Source organism: Kushneria avicenniae, assembly GCF_900112585.1.
GTDB lineage: Bacteria > Pseudomonadota > Gammaproteobacteria > Pseudomonadales > Halomonadaceae > Kushneria > Kushneria avicenniae.
In genome coordinates this window covers 14,866-34,655 of record NZ_FOLY01000006.1, presented here as the reverse complement: position 1 = coordinate 34,655, position 19,790 = coordinate 14,866, and the positions used below count along the sequence as shown (strand labels likewise).

Sequence of the window (19,790 nt, the reverse complement as noted above, 5' to 3'; positions counted from 1 at the left end):
ACACAGGGTGACCGGTTTTCTCGTCACCGTAAGAACACTTTCTGGAAATGAAGTGAGGATTGGATATGGATATCATCAGGATCATTTTTGCCATCTTGCTGCCACCGGTAGGCGTTTTCCTTCAGGTCGGCCTTGGTTTGCAGTTCTGGGTCAACATCCTGCTGACACTGCTGGGCTACATTCCCGGCATCATTCATGCCGTCTGGATCATCGCACGTCGTTAAGGCCCGCCGCCTTTAAAGGATGTGGATCGTTAAAAGGGGAAGGCCATCAAGGTCTTCCCCTTTTTAGATAGTAACGACTGGTTAGATGGTAACAGCTGGATGGTAGCGCTAACATCGCACAACAGATTACCTCTCGGAGTCAATATGTATGTCCTACATACATGGTTCAATGACACATCGTATAGTGGTGAGATAGATATGATGTATGACAAATTATTGCCAGCCATGCCGTTCCCAACAAATCAAACATCTTCCAGTCGGCAGGCGGCAAACCTCGGGTGAGTCGCTCAATTCTCATTTGACATGGCTACTTTATGCCCAGCGTACCGGGAACAGCGCTGTTCGGCGAAACGCCTGGATTTCTCACCGCAAGGGGAGCATGTCATGTCGATCAGATCTTTCCTGAAACCTGTTTTTTGTCTTCAGGCCGCTGCTGTGGTTGGTGTAATGGCCGGCATGACGCTGCCTGCGCATGCCGATAACTGGCGTGGCTGGAACGTGCACCCGCCGGGTTACCCCAACAGCGAAGCGCTCGACAGCTTCGTCAAGGAAGTGACCGAGAAAACGGATGGGCGCATCAATGCCAAGATTTATCACAATGGCGTACTTGGCGATCAGCCGGATGCCATCGAGCAGACCCGTAGTGGGGCACTGAACTTCGCCAACTTCAACATGGGCCCGATGGGTCCGATCGTGCCTGAAACCGATGTGCTCTCGCTGCCGTTTCTGTTCAAGGACGTTGACGCCATGCACAAGGTCATGGATGGCGAGATCGGCAAGCGTTTCGCTGATGCACTGGAAAAGAAAAACCTGATCGCCCTGTCCTGGTTCGATTCGGGGGCACGCAGTGTCTATAACACCAAGCGTCCCATTCATGAGCCCGAAGATATGCAGGGGCTCAAGGTTCGCGTCATGAACAACGAACTCTACGTGGACATGATCAATGCACTCGGCGGCAACGCCACGCCCATGGCCTACGGCGAGGTCTATCAGTCGCTCAAGACCGGCGTGCTTGACGGCGCCGAGAACAACTTCCCCTCCTATGAATCCAGCGGTCACGATGAAATCGCCAAGTATTACTCCGAAACCCAGCACCTGATCCTGCCCGAGTGCCTGTGTATTGCCAAGCGAAGCTGGGACAAGCTGTCCGAACAGGATCAGGGGATTGTACGTCAGGCCGCGCTCGATGCCGCCACTCTGCAGCGAAAGCTCTGGGCAGAAGGCTCTGAAAAAAGTCGCAAGGACGTCATCGCTGCCGGTGCCGAAATCAACGAAGTGGACAAGCCGGCCTTCCAGGCAAAAATGGAGCCGATCTACGCCGCCTTCATCAAGGAACATCCCGATCTTGAGCCGCTGCTCAACGATATTCGCAACGCTCAGTAAAACCATCACCGCGAAAGGCCTGCCCTGCTGTCTGTAGCAGAGCGGGCCCGGGAGTGTACACACCATGGATAGTTCTACCGATCAGATCCGCGACATCCCCGAAGATCATCCTCAATCAGGCATTGCAGGGCGCATTCTCGATGGGCTGGCCCATCTGTGCATCATGGTGTCAGGGGCGCTTCTGGTCTTTCTGATCGCTTCGTTTGGCTGGCTGGTTTTTGGCCGTTACGTGCTCAACGATACGCCCACCTGGGTCGAGCAGTCCTCGCTGCTGATCGTGGTCTATATCACCTGTCTGGGGGCCGCCGCTGGCGTGCGCCACAACACGCATCTGAGTATCGACATGGTGCGCGAGGCCATGCCGGCCATTCCAAGAGTGGTCATGTGTCATCTCGCCGATCTTTTTGTGCTCGTCTTCGGGGCGTTCATGACCTGGCAGGGGAGCATTCTGGTGCTGGACAACACCAGCCGGGCGATTCCCATGATCGGACTGACGGAGAGCTGGCGGGCAGCGCCGCTGGCCATATGCGGCGTTCTGATGGTGCTGTTCGCCGCTGCCAATATCGCCGAACGTCTTACCCATACAACACTTACCCATACCACAAGGGTGTAATCACATGGGCCTGATGATTCTTTTCGGAGTGTTCTTTGTCGGCCTGGTGATCGGGGCGCCGGTGGCCTTCGCCGTCGGTCTGGCCGCAGTGGTGACCTTTCTTTATGAAGGGCTGCCGCTGTTTGTCGGCTTTCAACGCATTCTCTCGGGGATCTCGGTATTTTCACTGCTGGCAATCCCATTTTTTATCTTCGCCGGGGAGTTGATGCTTCACGGCGGTATTTCCGATCGGCTGGTGCGGCTGGCCTCGGCGGCCGTGGGGCGCGTGCGCGGAGGTCTGGGGCTGGTCAACGTCAGCTCCTCGATGCTTTTTGGTGGCATTTCCGGTTCGGCAGTGGCCGATACTTCTGCGCTGGGTTCGATTCTGGTACCGGTGATGAAGGAGAAGGGCTATGACGCCGATTACGCCGTCAACGTGACGGTGACCTCCTCGATTGCCGGAGTGGTCATTCCCCCCAGCCACAACATGATTCTCTACGCCGTCGCGGCCGGAGGCGGTATCTCGGTGACGCAGCTCTTTATGGCCGGTGTTGTCCCGGGCATTCTGATGTGCGTGGCTCTGGCCGTGGCGGCCTATGTGGTCGCGGTCAAGCGCGGCTATCCGGCCGAAACCTTCCCGGGCTGGCGCGCGCTGTTCATCAGTCTGGTCGCTGCCATCCCCGGGCTCATGACGGCCATTATCATCGTTGGCGGTGTACTCTCGGGCATTCTGACCGTCACCGAGTCCGGGGCTTTTGGCGCCATTTATGCCATCGTGATCACGGGGCTGGTCTATCGCGAACTGCGCTGGGACAACTTCAAAAAGGCGGTCTATCAGTCGGTACGCACCACCTCACTGGTCATGATTCTGGTGGGCTGCGCCTCAGCGTTCTCTTATCTGCTGGCGCTTTATAGCGTGCCCGAGCTTCTGACCGATCTGCTGCTGGATATTTCGGACAATCCCATCGTGATCCTTTTAATGCTTAACGTGCTGCTGCTGGCACTGGGCATGATCATGGACATGGCAGCACTGATTCTGATCTGTACGCCAATCTTTTTGCCGATCGCGACACAGTTCGGCATGGACCCCATCCAGTTTGGCGTGGTCATGATGATCAACCTGGGCATCGGCCTTTGTACGCCACCGGTCGGAGGGTGTCTGTTCGTGGGCAGCGTGATCGGCAAGATCAAGATGGAACAGGCCGTTCGTACCATCTGGCCGTTTTATCTGGCGCTGTTCGTCGTACTGATGCTGGTGACCTATGTGCCGTTGATCTCGATGTGGCTGCCCGGATTGATCGAATAACGCAGCCTTGTATATACACGCTCAAAGGAGAATACCGTGCTGAATCGTCTTCTGGTCACCGGCGCAGGTGGCGGGCTGGGCAGGGCCCTGCGGCCGTATCTGTCACGTCTGGCGCGTCATGTACGCCTGTCCGACATTGTCGAGCTGGAAAAGGGCGGCGATCACGAGGAAATCGTGCGCTGCGAGCTCTCCGATGCCGATGCCGTCAGTGAGCTGGTACGCGACTGCGATGGCATTGTGCACCTGGGCGGCATTTCGGTGGAAAGCCCTTGGCAGAGTATCCTGCAGGCCAACATCGTCGGTACCTACAACCTCTATGAAGCGGCGCGACACCACGGCCGCCCGCGGATTGTATTTGCCAGCTCCAACCACACCATCGGCTACTATCCGCGCACGACCCATATCGATACCGAGTCCCCGCGCCGGCCTGATTCGCTCTACGGCGTCTCCAAGTGCTTTGGCGAGGATCTCGCCAGTCTCTACTACCACAAGTTCAATATCGAAACCCTGAACGTGCGAATCGGCTCCTGCTTTCCCAAACCGGCCGACACTCGAATGCTGGCGACCTGGATGAGCGTCGAGGATTTCGTGGCGCTGCTGGAGCGGGCGTTTGTGGCGCCGAAGCTGGGCTGCACGGTGATCTATGGGGTTTCCAACAACAGCGAGTGCTGGTGGGACAATCGCAAATCCTCTTTTCTGGGCTGGGTACCAAAGGACAGCTCGGAACCCTGGCGGGCTGAAACCGAGGCCGTCGCCGGAGAGATCGATCCGGATGACCCGGCGGTCGTCTATCAGGGCGGCAAGTTTGCCGGCGCCGGTCATCCTGACGACTGAGATCGTGGTGTTTGCCAGGCGCGGGTGCGCTGGTGTCGCGATCGGCCCGCTTGAGAGAGCGGGCTTTTTTATTGAGGTTAAATCATCAAGGGACTGCCATGGCACCTCGTAGCGAAACACCTACCATTGTGTCGATGTGGGTCATTCCCGTGGCCGGACGCGACAGCATGCTGCTCAACGTGGGCGGCGCACATTCTCCGTTCTTTACCCGCAATATCCTGATTCTTGAAGACAGTGCCGGGCGGGTCGGCGTCGGGGAGGCGCCCGGCGGCGAGACCATCCAGCGCTCGCTTGAGCAGGCGCGCCAGGTGGTAGAAGGCCAGTCGCTGGGCCGGCTGCGCTCGATGGTGTCAAAGCTGTCGGCGAGCGGTCAGCGCGCCGATTTCAACGATTCCGGCAGGGGCGCCTGGACGTTCGAGCTGCGCGTCAATGCGGTCGCCGCCCTTGAAGCCGCACTGCTGGATCTGATGGGACAGCATCTGGGCGTGCCGGTGGCCGAGCTGCTGGGCGAGGGCAAGCGCCGCGACAGCGTCGAGGTGCTGGGCTATCTCTTTTTCGTCGGCGACGGCGAGCAGACGCCGCTGGACTATCGCCGATCAACGCCCGAGCAGTCGCACGAGTGGTATCAACAGCGTGACAGGGCGGCGATGACGCCGGCGCGTGTCGTGGAACTGGCACAGGCTGCCCAGGACCGTTACGGCTTTCATGACTTCAAGCTCAAGGGCGGCGTGCTGCCCGGCGAGCAGGAAATCGAGGCGGTTACGGCGCTGTCAAAGGCCTTTCCCGAGGCACGTACCACCCTCGACCCCAACGGTGCCTGGTCCCTGCAGGAAGCGATCAGCCTGTGCAGGGACCTGCGCGGCGTGCTGGCCTATGCTGAAGACCCCTGCGGCGCCGAAGAAGGGTTCTCGGGTCGCGAGATTCTCGCCGAGTTTCGCCACGCTACCGGCCTTCCGGTCGCGACCAACATGGTGGCCACCAACTGGCGTGAAATGGCCCACGCCCTGATGCTGCGCAGCGTGGACATTCCACTGGCTGACCCGCACTTCTGGACGCTCTCCGGCGCCGTGCGTGTCTCGCAGCTGTGCGCCGATCACGGCATGACCTGGGGATCGCACTCCAACAATCACTTCGATATTTCGCTGGCCATGTTTGCCCAGGTCGGCGCGGCGGCTGTCGGTTCGATGACGGCGCTGGATACCCACTGGATCTGGCAGGAAGGCGATGCCCGTTTGACCCGCGAGTCTCCCGAAATCATTGACGGTCATGTCGCGGTCACCGATGCGCCGGGTCTGGGCATCGAGCTCGACATGGATGCCATCGACAGGGCGCATGCACTCTACAAATCCCTGCCGGCCGGGGGGCGCAACGATGCCATGGCCATGCAGTATCTGATCGATGGCTGGGCATTCGACCCCAAACGCCCGGCCCTGGTGCGTTGATCCGGGAGAACGCCGCCGATGAGGGCGGCGCGCAACACAGGGTTATTGAGCGTTGTTCTCGGCCACCTTGCGTGAGGCAGGAATCATGACGTCGGCCATGTCGCTTACATAGGTATCGAGCTCATCGCCAAACAGCGGTTTGACCTCGACACCGGTGCTTTCGGCAAAACGCTTGAACTCCGGCGCCTCAATGGCCTTTTTGACTGCCTCGACCCACGCCGTTTCCACTTCATCACTGACGCCGGCAGGCGTGGCGATGCCGCGCCACTGGCTGACCGCCAGATCATACCCCTGTTCCTTCATGGTCTTGACGTCCGGCAGCAGTTCACTGCGCTCGCTGCCGGTAGACAGCACTGCCTGCAGGCGATCCCCGCGGATCTGGGACAGCACTTCGGAAGGGTTGACCACCACGGCGTCGACATGACCGCCCATCAGTGCAGAGATGGCCGGCGAGCCACCGTCAAAGGGCACGACCTGAACCGGAATCCCCAGCTGGCTGCCCAGCGTGGAGGCGACCACGTAGGTCGAAGACCCGACGCCCGAGGTGCCGACCTGCAGCGGTTTGCCGCTTTTCTTAAGATCCGCCACCAGCGCTTCGGCGTCCTGCCACTGATCGTTTTTATTGCTGACCAGCAGATAGGGCTCTTCGGTGATACGTGCCAGATAGTCAAAATCCTGATACTTGAAACCGACGTTGCCCAGACCTTCCAGCGTGAAGTTCTGATTGTTGGCCAGCGTCAGCGTGTAGCCATCAGGTTTGGCGGTCGCCGTGCGGGTCAGTGCCAGGGCACCACCGCCGGCACCCATGTTGCGTACCACGATAGTGCGACCCAGTGATGATTCGAGTCCGGGCTGAATGGCCCGCATCAGGGTATCGGCGGCGCCACCGGGAGAGGAGGGCACAATCATGTCGAGGTTTTTGGACGGATAGTCGGCCGCAAGAGCGGTTGCCGGCATTGCAGCGGCCATGACGAGTGCGGATAAAGTCTTGTTCATGTTTGGCAACTCCCTGCAGGACTAAAGACATGACGACCGCAAGGCAGTATCACGTTCACCCACGGCTGCCTTCGGACAACGAAGGTCATCTTACGCAGGTTCTGTTAGCGCTATCATTTCGACCATCGTTGCACAAAAAGCCCCGCGACAGAAAAGACAGGGCGGGGTGGCGCCCGAGATGCACGCCATGGGATTACCTGCAGCGGCAGCCTCGCTGTAACATGGCATGCTCGATGTTTTGAGGTTCTGCCGGAGACAAGCATGGGACGTTCCCCTGATTCCCGCCCTGACAGGTCTGATGAGTCCGGTCGCGACAGGCCGCGCGCCACCGGCGCCGTGCGTTTGAGTGACGTGGCCGCCGCCGCAGGTGTGGCGTCCATGACCGTCTCGCGGGCGCTCAACCAGCCCGAGCTGGTCAGTGAGCGCACCCGCGAGCGCGTCCAGCGCGCCGTGATCGAAACCGGCTATGTGCCCAACCGCGTCGCCGGGGCGCTGGCTTCAAGCCGCAGCAGGATGGTCGCCGTGCTGGTGCCGACCGTGGCGCACTCGCTGTTTGCCGACGTGGTGCAGTCGATTACCGATGCGCTGTCTGTCAACGGCTATCAGGTGCTGCTGGGGCTGACCGGCTATCAAACACAGGACGAGGCCACGGTCGTGGAGACCGTGCTGAGCCGGCGACCGGATGCAGTGGTTGTGGCCGGTACCCGCCACTCGCAGGCCACGCGAGCACGTCTCAAGGCAGCAAGAGTTCCGGTGGTCGAAATCTGGGACATGAGCGATGACCCGCTGGACATGCTGATCGGGTTTTCTCATCACGCGGTGGGAAGAGCGGTCGCCGATTATCTGCTGGGGTGCGGCTATCGACGCTTCGGGCAGGCCATGGCCGATGACCCGCGCTCGCATGAGCGCGCTGAAGGCTTCAATGATCGGATCATGGAGGCGCAGCAGGCTCGTCCACATGACGGTATCGACGTCATCACGCGCTGGGCAGAAATACCGGCAACGCTTGTCGGCGGGCGCACGGCCGCGGCCGCTGTGCTGCTTGACATGCCTGACTGCGAGGCGATCGTGTGCAGTTCGGATACGCTGGCCATGGGGGTAATTGCCGAGGCGCAGAGTCGTGCGATGGTCGTTCCACAAACGCTGGCGGTGATGGGGTTCGGGGACATGAGTTTTGCCGCCGCGACCTGGCCGGCGTTGAGTACGGTCAGGATTGACGGCGCCGAGATCGGGCGCTTGACGGCGACGCATCTTTTGAACCGTTTTGACGGCGGTGAACCCGATTCCGACAGCGATATTATCGATATCGGCTTTGAGATCGTGCCACGTCAGACCACGCTTTCCGGCGCGTCATGACGGGCAGGGTAGTGTGTTGAACGGATCGAGGTCGTGCGCGCATTAGACCTTGGTCCCGATTGACATGTAAAAGCGTCTGTCGCGCAATGATAGCGCTAACATCATTTTGACCGCCGCCCTGTTCATGTCGGTCCATGCGCCTCTGGAGCCTCTCATGTCTGATGCCATTGCCTCGATTACCTTCTCCCACGTGCTGCTGCCGCTGGCCACGCCCATCAGCGATGCCAAGGTGCTGACCGGCCGGCAAAAACCGATGACCGAAGTCTCCTTCCTGTTTGCCGAGATCACCACGCGGGACGGACACACCGGTATCGGGTTCAGCTATTCCAAACGCGCCGGCGGCTACGCCCAGTACGCCCATGCCTGCGAGATTGCCCCGGCCATCATCGGTGAAGACCCCAGTGATATCGACAAGCTGTGGCAAAAGCTGGTCTGGGCCGGGGCATCGGTCGGGCGGGGCGGTGTTTCGACCCAGGCAATTGCTGCCGTCGACATTGGTCTATGGGATCTGAAGGCCAAACGCGCCGGTCTGCCACTGGCCAAGCTGATCGGGGCGCATCGCGACTCGGTACAGTGCTACAACACTTCCGGTGGCTTTTTGCATACCCCGATCGATGAGGTGCTCAAAAATGCCACGCACTCGCTGGAAAGCGGCATTGCCGGCATCAAGATCAAGGTCGGCCAGCCCGACATGCGTATCGATCTGGAGCGGGTCGCCGCGGTGCGCGCTCACATCGGTGATCAGGTGCCCCTGATGGTGGATGCCAACCAGCAGTGGGATCGCGCCAGCGCCCTGCGCTTTGGCCGTGCGATGGAAAAATACGAGCTGGTCTGGATCGAGGAGCCGCTGGATGCTCACGATGCCGAAGGTCATGCCGCACTGGCCGCTCAACTCGATACCCCGATCGCGACCGGTGAGATGCTTTCAAGCGTTGCCGAGCACATGAAGCTCATCGAGCACCGCAGTGCCGACATTATTCAGCCCGATGCACCGCGCATCGGCGGTATTACCCAGTTCCTGAAGCTGGCCACCATGGCCTCGCAGGCCGGACTGCAGCTGGCGCCGCACTTCGCCATGGAAATTCACCTGCATCTGGCAGCGGCTTATCCCACCGAGCCGTGGGTCGAGCATTTCGATTGGTTGGCACCGCTGTTCAACGAATCGCTTGAAACCCGCGATGGTCGGATGATCGTCCCGGACCGCCCGGGCCTTGGTATCACCCTGACCGAGCAGGCGCGAAAGTGGACCATTGCCCATCAGACCTTTAACGCCTGATCGACGACTCGAGGGGCAGCCTATGCCCTTCGTATAATGGCTTTAAAAGTATGATGTATGACAAATTAGATCCAGCGCTCCACCGCGCGGCGGGGCAGGCCAATCCAGAGGACCCATTATGACGTTTTCACGAGCTGACGTTACGCGTGCCGCAGGCGATGGCCTGCTTTCCTTCCCGGTCACGGATTTTGACAGCGATGGCAGGTTTGATGCTGAAAGCTATCGCAAGCGCATTGCCTGGCTGCTGGAGTATGAAATCTCCACGCTGTTTGTCGCCGGGGGGACAGGCGAGTTTTTCAATCTGGGCCTTGAAGAGTTCAGTGACATCGTTCGTGTGGCGGTGGAAGAGACCGCAGGTCGTGTCCCTGTCATCGCCAGTGCCGGTCAGAGCATGACCATGGCAAAGGCACACGCCGCCGCGGCCGAAGCCGCCGGTGCTGATGGCATCCTGCTGATGCCGCCTTACCTGACCGAGTGCTCGCAGGAAGGCATCGTCGAATACGCCGCCGAAATCTGTAATTCCACCAGCATCAATGTCATCTACTACAACCGTGCCAACGGTGCGCTGGAAGCCCCGGCCGTCAAGGCGCTGGCCGATCGCTGCCCCAATCTGATCGGTCTCAAGGATGGTCGCGGTGATATTCAGTCACTCAACACCATCATCAAGACCGTTGGCGATCGCCTGATCTACATCGGTGGGGTACCAACAGCCGAAATCTTCGCCGAAGCCTATCTCTCCATCGGTGTGAACACCTACTCCTCAGCGGTATTCAACTTCGTTCCCGAGATGGCGGTGCATTTCTACAAGTCGCTGCGTGCCGGCGATCACGAGACCGTGGCTCGCCTGACCAATGACTTTTTCATTCCGTTTATTGCCATGCGTGACAAGTGCCGTGGCTATGCGGTCAGCCTGGTGAAGGCCGGCGCCGCGCAGGTGGGCCATCCGGCGGGTAACGTCCGCGCCCCGCTGACCATGCCCAGCGTTGAAGAGGTCGAGCAGCTCAAGGTGCTTATCGAGCGCGTTCGCTGATTGTTCATGATGCACTGCCCATGAAGACCGGCGTCTTAGTGGGCGATCAAGGAGATCGATGACATGAAAAAGCTACTGAGTGTATTCGGGGCTGCCACGATGCTGGCCAGCAGCATGACCATGGCGGCTGATTATCCCTCCAAAAACATCGAGTTCATCGTGCCCTGGTCGGCCGGCGGTGGCGCTGACAACGTGGTGCGTGCATTGCAGCCATCGCTTGAAAAGGCACTGGGGACCACGATCGTGGTGCGTAACCTCTCCGGCGGTGGTGGTGCGGTCGGCTTTTCGCGGGCGATCGCCTCAAAGCCTGACGGTTATACCGTTACCATTCCAACCAATGCCACCTTTACGCTGGAAGGTCTGGGCAACGTCGCCTTTACCAGGGACGATTTTGACTATATCGCGCGCGTGCTGGTCGAGCCCTATGTGATGGCCGTGCGTAAAAACGATGCCTGGCAGGATCTGGACAGCCTGAGCAGCGACCTCAAGTCCAGCGGCAAGCCGCTGCGTATCGGTGCCTCCGGTGTGGGGTCTTCCACCCATATCGTGTCGTTGATGCTGGGCGAAGCACTGGGCCTCGATATCGAGGTTATTCCATTCGACAGCGGTTCTGCCGCCGTCTCCGCGGCGATGGGGGGGCACATCGACGGCGTGGTGCTCAATCCCTCGGAGGTTATCTCGGCCATCAATGGTGATCGTCTGACGCCGATCGTGACCACCGGCGAGGAGCGCAGCAGCGCACTGCCGGATACGCCGACCATGGAAGAGTCCGGTTACGACTTCGAGCTTTCCCAGTGGCGTGGCATTGCGGCACCCAAGGGGCTTGATCCGGCCATCGAGGCGAAGTGGGTCGAGGCGGTCAAGCAGGCGGTCGAGGATCCGCAGTTCCAGAAGGCGGCCCGGAGCATGGGCTCGGATATCAGCCCGCTGTATGGCGAGGAGCTTGATCAATTCGTTGAAAAAACCTCCAAACCCTTGATCGAAGAAGCCCGAGCCATTCGTCAGTAAGGAACCAGGAGGCTCCATGGTCAAAACACGCAGCGACGCGCTTTTTCATCTGGTGCTGCTGGCGCTGGCAGGCTGGTTCCTTCAGCAGGCCTGGCATCTGCCGGCCAATGCCGCGGGGGGGAGTCTCTCCCCCGCTTTCTTCCCTCGGGCCATATCGCTGTCCATCGTCATACTGCTGCTGGTATCGATGGTGCGCGGTCTGATCGCAGGCACGCTGCTCTCGCGTGACACTTCTGACAGCGAGAATGCAACGCCGGTCTGGGTACCGGTACTGGCCTGGTGTGCCATTGCCCTGTTGCTGGTGCTTTATGCCCTGTTTCTGGAACCGCTTGGATATGTCGTCTCCACGGCGCTGTTTCTCTTTTTATGCGTGGCCATTGTCAGCGTGCTGTCACATCAGCGCGGTGACGCCATCAAGCCGGTTCGCGTACTGATGCTGGCCCTGTTTTCTGCGGCCGTATCCGTTGCCATCTTTTTAATCTTCTCGGTGGGGTTCGAAATCGTGTTGCCCACCATCGGCGTGATGGGGGTATGACATGGGAGATTATGTAGAAGCGCTTGGCCTGGTCTTTCAGTGGCACGTGCTGCTGGTCATCGGCGGCGGGACGCTGCTGGGCCTGATCATGGGGGCACTGCCGGGTCTGACGGCGGCGATGGCCATTGCGCTGCTGCTGCCGCTGACCTTTGGCATGCCGCCGGTCATGGGCATGGGCATGCTGCTGGGCACCCTGTGCGGCGCCATCGCTGGTGGGTCGGTGTCGGCAACGCTTTTGAACATTCCCGGTACGCCATCCTCGGTGGCCACGACGCTGGATGCCTTTCCCATGGCACGCCGTGGCGAGGCGGGCAGAGCGCTTGGCATCTGTATCGTGTCCTCTTTTATCGGCGGCGTGTTCAGTGCCATTGTTCTGAGCCTGCTGGCACCGCCCATCGCCGATTTCGCGCTGCGCTTTGGTCCTGCCGAATATTTCGCGCTGAGCGTCTTCGGGCTGGTCATCATCGCTTCGGTCTCCAGCAAGTCGCTGCTCAAGGGCCTGGTCGCCGGCCTGATCGGTCTGCTGATTGCCACGGTCGGTACCGACCCGGTCGCCGGCGTACAGCGCTACACCTTCAATAACCTGTCACTGCTGACCGGCGTCAATCTGCTGCCGGCGTTGATCGGGCTGTTTGCCGTTTCCCAGGTGCTCAAGGACGTGGTCGATTATTTCGGCGGCGGCCCGGTCGAGCACAGTAAAAGCAAAATGGATCACGCTCGGCCACGCTGGGTGGAAACCCTGCGCTATTGGAGGGTGCTGGCCTCGAGCTCGGTAATCGGCACGATCGTGGGGGCCATTCCGGGGGCAGGCGGCAGTATCGGATCGTTTCTGTCCTATGACCAGGCCAAGAAGATGTCGAAGACGCCGGAGAAATTCGGCACCGGTCATCCCGAAGGGATTGTGGCGTCTGAATCTTCCAACAACGCCCTGGTCGGCGGCGCGCTGATTCCGATGCTGACACTGGGCATTCCAGGTGAAGCGGCGACCGCGGTGTTGATGGGCGGTCTGATGATTCAGGGCATCAGCCCGGGGCCGACGCTTTTTACCGACAACGGCTCGATCATCTACGGCATCTTCATTGCCTTCTTTGTCGCCAACATCTTCATGCTACTGATTCAGTGGTTCGGCATTCAGCTGTTCGTCAAGGTACTGCAGGTACCGCGCAAGCTGCTGATGGCATTGATTCTGATGTTCTGTTTCATCGGTGTGTATGCCGTGGATGCCGACATCTTCAACGTCTATCTGATGCTGGGCTTCGGAGTGCTGGGCTATTTCCTCAATCGCTATGACTTCGGGACGGCGCCGGTCATCCTGGGGCTGATTCTGGGGCCGATTGCCGAATCCAACATTCGCCGGGCGCTGCTGCTTTCCAGCGGAGACTGGAGCGTGCTGGTCACGCGTCCGATCAGCCTGACCTTTTTGCTGGTATCCGCGGCCTTTTTGTTTTTCACCCTGTGGCAGAACCGTCGCCAGACGACGCCCCATTCATAGGAGAAGCCCTGTATGTCACTGCCTACCATTACACGCATGACCATTGTGCCGGTCGCGGGTCATGACAGCTTCCTGCTGAATCTCAGCGGCGGTCATGCGCCCTGGTTTGTGCGCTGCGTGCTGATTCTGGAAGACAATGCCGGTAACCGCGGCGTAGGCGAAATTCCCTCAAGCGAGGGGATCCTGAAGGGGCTCGAAAAGTGCCGTTCGCTGGTGGAAGGCACCCGACTCAATGCCTGGAAGGGCACGCTCAACAACGCCCGGCAGCTACTGGCCCGCGGTGGACCGGAAGAGCGCGGTCGCCAGACCTTTGACCTGCGTGTGGCGGTGCATGTGCTGACCGCCATCGAATCGGCGCTGCTGGACCTTTACGGTCAGGCCGTCGAAATGCCGGTCGCCGATCTGCTGGGTCGCATGGGGCGCCAGCGTGATGAGGTCGAGGCGCTCGGGTATCTGTTTTTGCTGGGCGATCCCAAAAAGACCGATCTTCCCTATCCGATTGCCGAGAATCCGCGCGATGACTGGGAGCGACTACGCTGTCAGGAGGCGCTGACGCCGGAAGCTGTCGCCGAGCTGGCTCGTGCCGCGCACGAACGCTACGGCTTTCGCGACTTCAAGCTGAAAGGCGGCGTGCTGGCGGGCGAGCAGGAAGCCGACTGTATCCGCGCCATGCACGAGATTTTCCCCGAGGCGCGTCTGACGCTGGACCCCAACGGGGCCTGGTCGCTGGAAGAGGCCATTCGGGTACTGGAGCCGATTCGTCACATTCTAAGCTATGCCGAGGACCCCTGCGGTCAGGAAGGCAGCTGGTCGGGTCGCGAAACCATGACGGAGTTCAAGCGCCGCACCGGTCTTCGCACGGCCACCAACATGATCGCGACCGACTTCAAGCAGCTGCAGTACGCGGCCATCATGAACTCGGTCGATATTCCGCTGGCGGACTGTCATTTCTGGACCATGCAGGGCGCGGTCATGGTTGGCGAGCTCTGTGACGAGTGGGGCATGACCTGGGGCTCACACTCCAACAACCACTTCGATATCTCGCTGGCCATGATGACGCACGTGGCAGCGGCCTGCCCGGGCGAGATCACGGCGATCGATACCCACTGGATCTGGCAGGACGGTCAGCGCCTGACCGAGCAGCCCTTTGAAATTCGTGACGGCAAGCTGAACGTGCCGACCACTCCCGGGCTCGGCGTGACGCTGGACCAGGGCAAGCTGGATGAGGCACACGCGCTTTATCGCTCGCTCGACGTTCGCGCCCGCAACGATGCCACCGCCATGCAGTATCTGATCGACGGCTGGACCTTCGATCCCAAGCGCCCCGCGCTGGTGCGCTGAACCTGGCAAGACGCAATGCAACCATCAGGAGACAAAGATGCAACTGACAGGCGAACTTCTTATCGGACAGCACGCCATCAAGGGCACGCGCGATCCGGTTCAGGCCATCAATCCCGCTACGGGCGAGAAGCTGGAGCCGGTTTATAACGGCGGGAGCAGCAACGAGGTCGAGCAGGCCTGCGCACTGGCCTGGCAGGCCTTTGATCAGTACCGCGAGACATCGCTTGAAGACCGCGCTGTCTTTCTGGAGACCGTCGCTGAAGAGATCGAAGCCATTGGCGATGCGCTGGTCGAGCGCGCCGTCGCTGAAACCGGTCTGGCCGAAGGGCGCATTCAGGGCGAGCGTGGGCGTACCTGCGGTCAGCTGAGGCTTTTTGCGCGCGTCGTGCGTGACGGTGGGTGGCTGGACGTCCGCGTTGACCCCGCCATGCCGGATCGTCAGCCGATGCCGCGTGGTGATCTGCGCCAGCGCCATATCGGGCTGGGCCCGGTCGTGGTGTTCGGCGCCAGCAACTTCCCGCTGGCCTTCTCGGTCGCCGGTGGTGATACGGCCTCTGCACTGGCGGCCGGCTGTCCGGTCATCGTCAAGGCGCATGGTGCCCACCCGGGAACTTCCGAGCTGGTCGGTCGTGCCATCCAAAAGGCTGTGTCGCGCTGTGGACTGCCGGAAGGCGTCTTCTCCCTGCTCTACGGCTCGGGTCGTGATGTGGGTACGGCGCTGGTCAGCGACAAGCGCATCAAGGCGGCCGGCTTTACCGGTTCACGCAACGGCGGCATGGCGCTCTGGAAAGTAGCGCAGTCGCGTGACGAGCCGATTCCCTTCTACGCCGAGATGAGCAGCATCAATCCGGTCTTCCCGCTGCCGGAAGCGCTCAGGGCGCGTGGTCGCGACATGGGCAAGGCCTTTGTAGGTTCCCTGAACATGGGCGCCGGTCAATTCTGCACCAACCCGGGTCTGGTCATCGCCATCAAGGGCGAGGCGCTCGAGACCTTCAAGCAGGCTGCTATTGATGCGCTGGCCGATGCCAACGCCCAGACCATGCTCACGCCCGGCATCAGCGACGCCTACCGCGAAGGTGTCGAGCGTCTTTCCGGCCACAACGGCGTGACCGAGCTGGGCCGCGGGCCGGTCGGCGAGGGCATGAACGCCTGCCAGGCCGGGCTGTACACCGCCTCGGCGCAGACTTTTCTGGCCGATACCGCGCTGCAGGATGAAGTCTTCGGCGCGACCTCGCTGATCGTCGAATGCGTTGACAGCGACGAACTGGCCGCGGTCGCCGAGCATCTGGAAGGGCAGCTGACCGCCACCCTGCAGATGGACGACGCTGATCTGGAAAGCGCTCGCGCCCTGGTGCCGATCCTTGAGCGCAAGGCGGGCCGTATCCTGGTCAATGGCTGGCCGACCGGTGTCGAAGTCTGTGACGCCATGGTCCATGGTGGCCCGTTCCCGGCCACGTCTGACGGCCGCACCACCTCGGTGGGTACGGCGGCCATCAAGCGCTTCCTGCGCCCGGTCTGCTATCAGAGCCTGCCGGATGCCCTGCTTCCGGAAGCGCTGCGTGAGGCCAACCCGTACCAGCTCAACCGTCTGGTAGATGGCAAACGCGAAGACTGATCATGCAGGCGTATAAGTGTCTGGATTGAATCGAGGGGGTCTGCCGAGTGGCAGGCCCCTTTATATGCAGGGTGACAATCCATGACGGTATAAGAAGGGAGAGGGCAGCTCCTGGTAAAGGAAGTCATGTTTTTTGTACGATATATGATCTCAGTGCCAAACGCGCAACGCCTGTTGGCGCCCTGTCAGGGGACAATGCCGACATATGTCGGCATGCTTTTGCCTGAACAGTTTTTGGAACGCCTGAACAGTTTTTGGAACGCCTGAACAGTTTTTGGAACAGTCTGGAAACCCTTTCAGGGGTTACCGGCACGCGTCACGACAGGTATCAAACGTCAAAATGAAGATGCTCAAACTCGAACGCATTACCCAGCAGGGCAGTCTGTCGGCACAGATTGCCCGGCAGCTGGAAACCTCGATTGCCAACGGGCATATTGCGGTCGGTGACAAGCTGCCCACCGAGAGCGAGCTGTGCGACATGTTTGGCGTCAGCCGCACGGCGGTGCGCGAAGCCATTGCCCATCTGCGCTCATCGGGGCTGATCGAAACCCGGCGTGGGATCGGCACGCGCGTCATCCAGACGCCCCGGTCGGAACCGTCGCCGGCCCGGCGCATCAGCGCCAACACCGTGGAGGACATTCTTCATGTGCTGGAACTGCGCCTGACCTTGGAACCGCGTGCCGCGGCGCTTGCCGCCGAGCGCCATGACGATGATGATGCCCGCCGACTTGAAAGCGCTCACGGCGCCTTTCAGGAGGCCATGAAGCAGGGCCGGCAGGCGCGTCACGAGGACTACCAGTTTCATCGTGCGCTCATCGAGGCCACGCATAATCCCTTCTTTCTCTCCTTTTACGAACCGCTCAGCCAGGAGGCCATCCCGCGCGCCAGGCTGCTAAGCAACGAGCTGAACGTCGAGGCGGCACGGCGCTATCTCGAGATGGTGGCCGGCGAGCACCAGGCCATTCTGGACGCCGTGCTGGCGCGCGATCCTGAGCGCGCTGAGGACGCTGTCAGACGGCATTTCGCCCGTGCCAGACAGACCTATTGCGCGTATCGCGAAAAGGAGTGACGCCGGTACCCTGTCAGCGGTGTCAGGCTCTGGTCTGGCCCAGATGCTGCATCGAGGCGACCAGATCATTGAAGCGCTCGCCCTGAAGCAGCACGTGATCCTTGAGTTCGCGCTGGGCGGTGTCGGCATCGCCGGTCGTCAGCGCCGTCACGATGCGTTCATGTTCACACCAGGAGCTTTCCAGCCGGTGACGGGCGTGCAGCTGCAGGCGCCGATAGGGCTTTAGCATGGCGTGCAGGCGTCTGGCTTCCTGCGCCAGAAAGGTATTCTGGCTGGCCTCATAGATCAGGCGATGAAACTCGCCGTTTTTGTAGTAATAGCCGTTCACATCCTCTTCAAGCATGCACTGACGACAGTCGGCCTGCGCCCCCTGCAGCGCCGTCAGGGTCTTATCGGTGATGCGTCGTGCGGCCAGACGACCGCACATGCCCTCAAGCTCGGCCATCACTTCAAAGCGTTCCACCAGTTCGGTGACGCCCAGTCGCGCCACGAAGGTGCCGCGTTTGGGGGCGACCTTCACCATGCCGGAAGCCGCCAGCTGGGTCAGAGCCTCCCGGATGGGGGTACGTGAGCACTGGTACTGACGCGCCAGCGCTTCGGGGTCGAGGCGATCGCCCGGCGCATAATGGCCTTCCACGATGGCGTCTTCCAGCAGATCACGAAGTCGCTGCGCCTGCGGAATACGCCCTCCTGGACTTTCATTCAATAGACTTTCTCCCATGTTGACACCCTCGGTCGGTGCGCGGATGTTGTATACCAGCTGTTATATATAACAGGGCGATGACATGTATATGAAATGTATCTTTCCTGTTGATGACAAGCAAAATTCGTCTTCGGGTGTCGGGATGCCCGTTCAAGTGACCGGTGAGGGCTGCCATGAACGTCAACATGAATTTCCTGCAGGAGCTGCTGTCGAGCATCGAACGCCGCACCCGCGAACGATTTCGCAGCACCGGCGGTGACAGCAATGACAAAAAGGCGAGCCTGGCGCAGCTGGCCTCGAGCTGCGAAACGCTCATGCAGCGCGGTGGGGAAGCGTCCCAGATCCTGATCGCCCAGCAGGCGCTGTTGCGCTATCAAAGCCTTGATGATGCCGACAGGCTGGCCTTTTTCGAGATGCTTGCCGAACACTATGCCGCCGACAGTGACAGCATTCACAAGGCCTACCGGGACTGGAGCGAGCAGGAAGACAACGCCACGCTCCAGAAGCTCTTTGCCGCCTGCGAGCCGCGCCGCCAGCATCTGCTGCGCCGGCTCAACCTGTGCCCGGGTGGTACCTATGAGCTGGTCACCATGCGCGCTGATCTGCTGCGCTTTTTAAAGACCCGTCCAGAGCTGGCGCCGCTGGATGACGACTTCGCCCACCTGTTTGCCTCCTGGTTCAATCGCGGCTTTTTGATGCTTGAAAACATCAACTGGAACACGCCGGCGGCGGTGCTGGAGAAGATCATTCGCTATGAGGCGGTTCATGCCATTCAGGACTGGTCGGACCTGCGCCGGCGACTCGACCCCGGTGATCGACGTTGCTACGCCTTCTTTCACCCGGCGACCGGTGATGAACCGCTGATCTTTGTGGAAGTGGCACTGTGCAAGGGCATTCCCGACAACATCCAGACCATTCTGGCCGGCGGTGAGGAGGTCGCGCCGGGCGAGGCCGACACGGCCGCGTTTTACAGCATCAGTAACTGTCAGAGCGGTCTCAAGGGCATCTCGTTCGGCAACTTCCTGATCAAGCAGGTGGTCCAGGAGCTCAAGAAGGATCTGCCGGGGCTGGTCAACTTCGTCACGCTCTCGCCGGTCCCGGGGTTTGCCCGCTGGCTCGAGACGCAGCGTGAGGAGGGCGAGCTTTCCGAGGATGATGAGGTCTGTACCGCGCTGGACCGCGGCAGCTGGTCGCTGGATCAGGCCGAGCGTCAGAAGCTGGCACCGGAGCTGCGCGGGCTGGCCGCGCACTATCTGCTTGAAGCGCGCAACGCGCGAGGGCAGCCGCTGGACCCGGTGGCCCGTTTTCACCTGGGCAACGGCGCCAGCCTGCATCGGATCAACTGGCCGGGGGATACCTCCGAGAAGGGGTGTCAGCAGGCGCACGGCCTGATGGTCAACTACCTCTACGAGCTGGATCGTATCGAGCAGAACCATGAAGCCTTCAGCCGTGAGGGCACGGTGGTCTGTGCCAGCGATATTCGCCGTCAGGCCAGAAACGGTCGCAAGCGCCTGGCATCGCGGGACAACGCCTGACGCGGGCAGGGGTGATCGGCCCCCCGGGGCTGCAAAAGCACAAGGATTCACGG

Annotated in this window: 18 protein-coding genes; 16 read left to right on the top strand and 2 right to left on the bottom strand. The window is 60.7% G+C overall.

What is annotated here, in order from left to right; all coding sequences use genetic code 11:
* The first annotated feature begins 65 nt into the window (after positions 1–65).
* The 6 genes from BM079_RS13680 (at position 66) to BM079_RS13655 (ending at position 5,781) form a co-directional block, all read left to right on the top strand.
* Positions 66–224: a YqaE/Pmp3 family membrane protein gene (locus BM079_RS13680; RefSeq protein ID WP_090135509.1), complete on the top strand. Its 159-nt coding sequence runs from the start codon at positions 66–68 to the stop codon at positions 222–224.
* A 384-nt stretch (positions 225–608) separates the two neighbouring features.
* A complete protein-coding gene (locus tag BM079_RS13675) occupies positions 609–1,607 on the top strand; it encodes a TRAP transporter substrate-binding protein (RefSeq protein ID WP_090135139.1) in 999 nt (332 codons plus the stop codon).
* A gap of 64 nt (positions 1,608–1,671) precedes the next feature.
* Positions 1,672–2,220, top strand: coding sequence for a TRAP transporter small permease (locus tag BM079_RS13670; protein ID WP_090135138.1), 549 nt, complete (start codon positions 1,672–1,674; stop codon positions 2,218–2,220).
* Positions 2,221–2,224: 4 nt separating this feature from the next.
* A complete protein-coding gene (locus BM079_RS13665; protein ID WP_090135135.1) occupies positions 2,225–3,505 on the top strand; it encodes a TRAP transporter large permease in 1,281 nt (426 codons plus the stop codon).
* Positions 3,506–3,541: 36 nt separating this feature from the next.
* Positions 3,542–4,339 (top strand): NAD-dependent epimerase/dehydratase family protein, encoded by a 798-nt coding sequence (locus BM079_RS13660; protein ID WP_090135132.1) that lies wholly within the window; start codon positions 3,542–3,544, stop codon positions 4,337–4,339.
* A 98-nt stretch (positions 4,340–4,437) separates the two neighbouring features.
* On the top strand, positions 4,438–5,781 hold the full coding sequence (locus BM079_RS13655; protein WP_090135129.1) for an enolase C-terminal domain-like protein: 1,344 nt from the start codon (positions 4,438–4,440) through the stop codon (positions 5,779–5,781).
* 42 nt (positions 5,782–5,823) lie between these two features.
* Here the strand turns inward: BM079_RS13655 and BM079_RS13650 are convergent, their stop codons facing one another.
* Positions 5,824–6,777, bottom strand: coding sequence for a tripartite tricarboxylate transporter substrate binding protein (locus BM079_RS13650; protein WP_090135126.1), 954 nt, complete (start codon positions 6,775–6,777; stop codon positions 5,824–5,826).
* Positions 6,778–7,038: 261 nt separating this feature from the next.
* Between BM079_RS13650 and BM079_RS13645 the strand changes: the two genes are divergently transcribed.
* The 9 genes from BM079_RS13645 (at position 7,039) to BM079_RS13605 (ending at position 17,499) form a co-directional block, all read left to right on the top strand.
* A complete protein-coding gene (locus tag BM079_RS13645) occupies positions 7,039–8,133 on the top strand; it encodes a LacI family DNA-binding transcriptional regulator (RefSeq protein WP_090135124.1) in 1,095 nt (364 codons plus the stop codon).
* Positions 8,134–8,287: 154 nt separating this feature from the next.
* Positions 8,288–9,409 carry an L-talarate/galactarate dehydratase gene (locus BM079_RS13640; RefSeq protein WP_090135122.1) on the top strand — a complete coding sequence of 374 codons (1,122 nt, stop codon included), beginning with the start codon at positions 8,288–8,290 and terminating at the stop codon, positions 9,407–9,409.
* A gap of 118 nt (positions 9,410–9,527) precedes the next feature.
* Positions 9,528–10,439: a 5-dehydro-4-deoxyglucarate dehydratase gene (gene kdgD, locus BM079_RS13635; RefSeq protein ID WP_090135120.1), complete on the top strand. Its 912-nt coding sequence runs from the start codon at positions 9,528–9,530 to the stop codon at positions 10,437–10,439.
* Between the two features lie 63 nt (positions 10,440–10,502).
* Positions 10,503–11,447: a tripartite tricarboxylate transporter substrate binding protein gene (locus BM079_RS13630; RefSeq protein ID WP_090135118.1), complete on the top strand. Its 945-nt coding sequence runs from the start codon at positions 10,503–10,505 to the stop codon at positions 11,445–11,447.
* A gap of 16 nt (positions 11,448–11,463) precedes the next feature.
* Positions 11,464–11,982: a tripartite tricarboxylate transporter TctB family protein gene (locus tag BM079_RS13625; protein ID WP_090135116.1), complete on the top strand. Its 519-nt coding sequence runs from the start codon at positions 11,464–11,466 to the stop codon at positions 11,980–11,982.
* A gap of 1 nt (position 11,983) precedes the next feature.
* The gene (locus tag BM079_RS13620; protein ID WP_090135114.1) at positions 11,984–13,474 is read left to right on the top strand and encodes a tripartite tricarboxylate transporter permease; all 1,491 of its coding nucleotides are present in this window, start codon (positions 11,984–11,986) and stop codon (positions 13,472–13,474) included.
* A 12-nt stretch (positions 13,475–13,486) separates the two neighbouring features.
* Positions 13,487–14,815 (top strand): enolase C-terminal domain-like protein, encoded by a 1,329-nt coding sequence (locus tag BM079_RS13615; RefSeq protein ID WP_175489711.1) that lies wholly within the window; start codon positions 13,487–13,489, stop codon positions 14,813–14,815.
* Positions 14,816–14,852: 37 nt separating this feature from the next.
* Complete coding sequence (locus BM079_RS13610; RefSeq protein ID WP_090135112.1) at positions 14,853–16,430, top strand: aldehyde dehydrogenase (NADP(+)); 1,578 nt, start codon at positions 14,853–14,855, stop codon at positions 16,428–16,430.
* A 340-nt stretch (positions 16,431–16,770) separates the two neighbouring features.
* The gene (locus BM079_RS13605; protein ID WP_090135109.1) at positions 16,771–17,499 is read left to right on the top strand and encodes a FadR/GntR family transcriptional regulator; all 729 of its coding nucleotides are present in this window, start codon (positions 16,771–16,773) and stop codon (positions 17,497–17,499) included.
* Between the two features lie 22 nt (positions 17,500–17,521).
* Here the strand turns inward: BM079_RS13605 and BM079_RS13600 are convergent, their stop codons facing one another.
* Entirely contained in the window at positions 17,522–18,220 is a 699-nt protein-coding gene (locus BM079_RS13600; protein ID WP_090135107.1) for a GntR family transcriptional regulator, read from the bottom strand.
* A gap of 155 nt (positions 18,221–18,375) precedes the next feature.
* Between BM079_RS13600 and BM079_RS13595 the strand changes: the two genes are divergently transcribed.
* Positions 18,376–19,737 carry a malonyl-CoA decarboxylase gene (locus BM079_RS13595; RefSeq protein ID WP_245743067.1) on the top strand — a complete coding sequence of 454 codons (1,362 nt, stop codon included), beginning with the start codon at positions 18,376–18,378 and terminating at the stop codon, positions 19,735–19,737.
* The last annotated feature ends 53 nt before the right edge of the window (positions 19,738–19,790 follow it).

Excerpts from the sequence above, each read along its gene's own strand:
- BM079_RS13650 (WP_090135126.1), bottom strand. The coding sequence starts at position 6,777 with ATGAACAAGACTTTATCCGCACTCGTCATGGCCGCTGCAATGCCGGCA.
- BM079_RS13615 (WP_175489711.1), top strand. The coding sequence starts at position 13,487 with ATGTCACTGCCTACCATTACACGCATGACCATTGTGCCGGTCGCGGGT.
- kdgD (WP_090135120.1), top strand. The coding sequence starts at position 9,528 with ATGACGTTTTCACGAGCTGACGTTACGCGTGCCGCAGGCGATGGCCTG.
- BM079_RS13645 (WP_090135124.1), top strand. The coding sequence starts at position 7,039 with ATGGGACGTTCCCCTGATTCCCGCCCTGACAGGTCTGATGAGTCCGGT.
- BM079_RS13670 (WP_090135138.1), top strand. The coding sequence starts at position 1,672 with ATGGATAGTTCTACCGATCAGATCCGCGACATCCCCGAAGATCATCCT.
- BM079_RS13595 (WP_245743067.1), top strand. The coding sequence starts at position 18,376 with ATGAACGTCAACATGAATTTCCTGCAGGAGCTGCTGTCGAGCATCGAA.
- BM079_RS13655 (WP_090135129.1), top strand. The coding sequence starts at position 4,438 with ATGGCACCTCGTAGCGAAACACCTACCATTGTGTCGATGTGGGTCATT.
- BM079_RS13675 (WP_090135139.1), top strand. The coding sequence starts at position 609 with ATGTCGATCAGATCTTTCCTGAAACCTGTTTTTTGTCTTCAGGCCGCT.
- BM079_RS13665 (WP_090135135.1), top strand. The coding sequence starts at position 2,225 with ATGGGCCTGATGATTCTTTTCGGAGTGTTCTTTGTCGGCCTGGTGATC.
- BM079_RS13625 (WP_090135116.1), top strand. The coding sequence starts at position 11,464 with ATGGTCAAAACACGCAGCGACGCGCTTTTTCATCTGGTGCTGCTGGCG.
- BM079_RS13640 (WP_090135122.1), top strand. The coding sequence starts at position 8,288 with ATGTCTGATGCCATTGCCTCGATTACCTTCTCCCACGTGCTGCTGCCG.
- BM079_RS13680 (WP_090135509.1), top strand. The coding sequence starts at position 66 with ATGGATATCATCAGGATCATTTTTGCCATCTTGCTGCCACCGGTAGGC.
- BM079_RS13630 (WP_090135118.1), top strand. The coding sequence starts at position 10,503 with ATGAAAAAGCTACTGAGTGTATTCGGGGCTGCCACGATGCTGGCCAGC.
- BM079_RS13600 (WP_090135107.1), bottom strand. The coding sequence starts at position 18,220 with ATGGGAGAAAGTCTATTGAATGAAAGTCCAGGAGGGCGTATTCCGCAG.
- BM079_RS13620 (WP_090135114.1), top strand. The coding sequence starts at position 11,984 with ATGGGAGATTATGTAGAAGCGCTTGGCCTGGTCTTTCAGTGGCACGTG.
- BM079_RS13605 (WP_090135109.1), top strand. The coding sequence starts at position 16,771 with ATGAAGATGCTCAAACTCGAACGCATTACCCAGCAGGGCAGTCTGTCG.
- BM079_RS13610 (WP_090135112.1), top strand. The coding sequence starts at position 14,853 with ATGCAACTGACAGGCGAACTTCTTATCGGACAGCACGCCATCAAGGGC.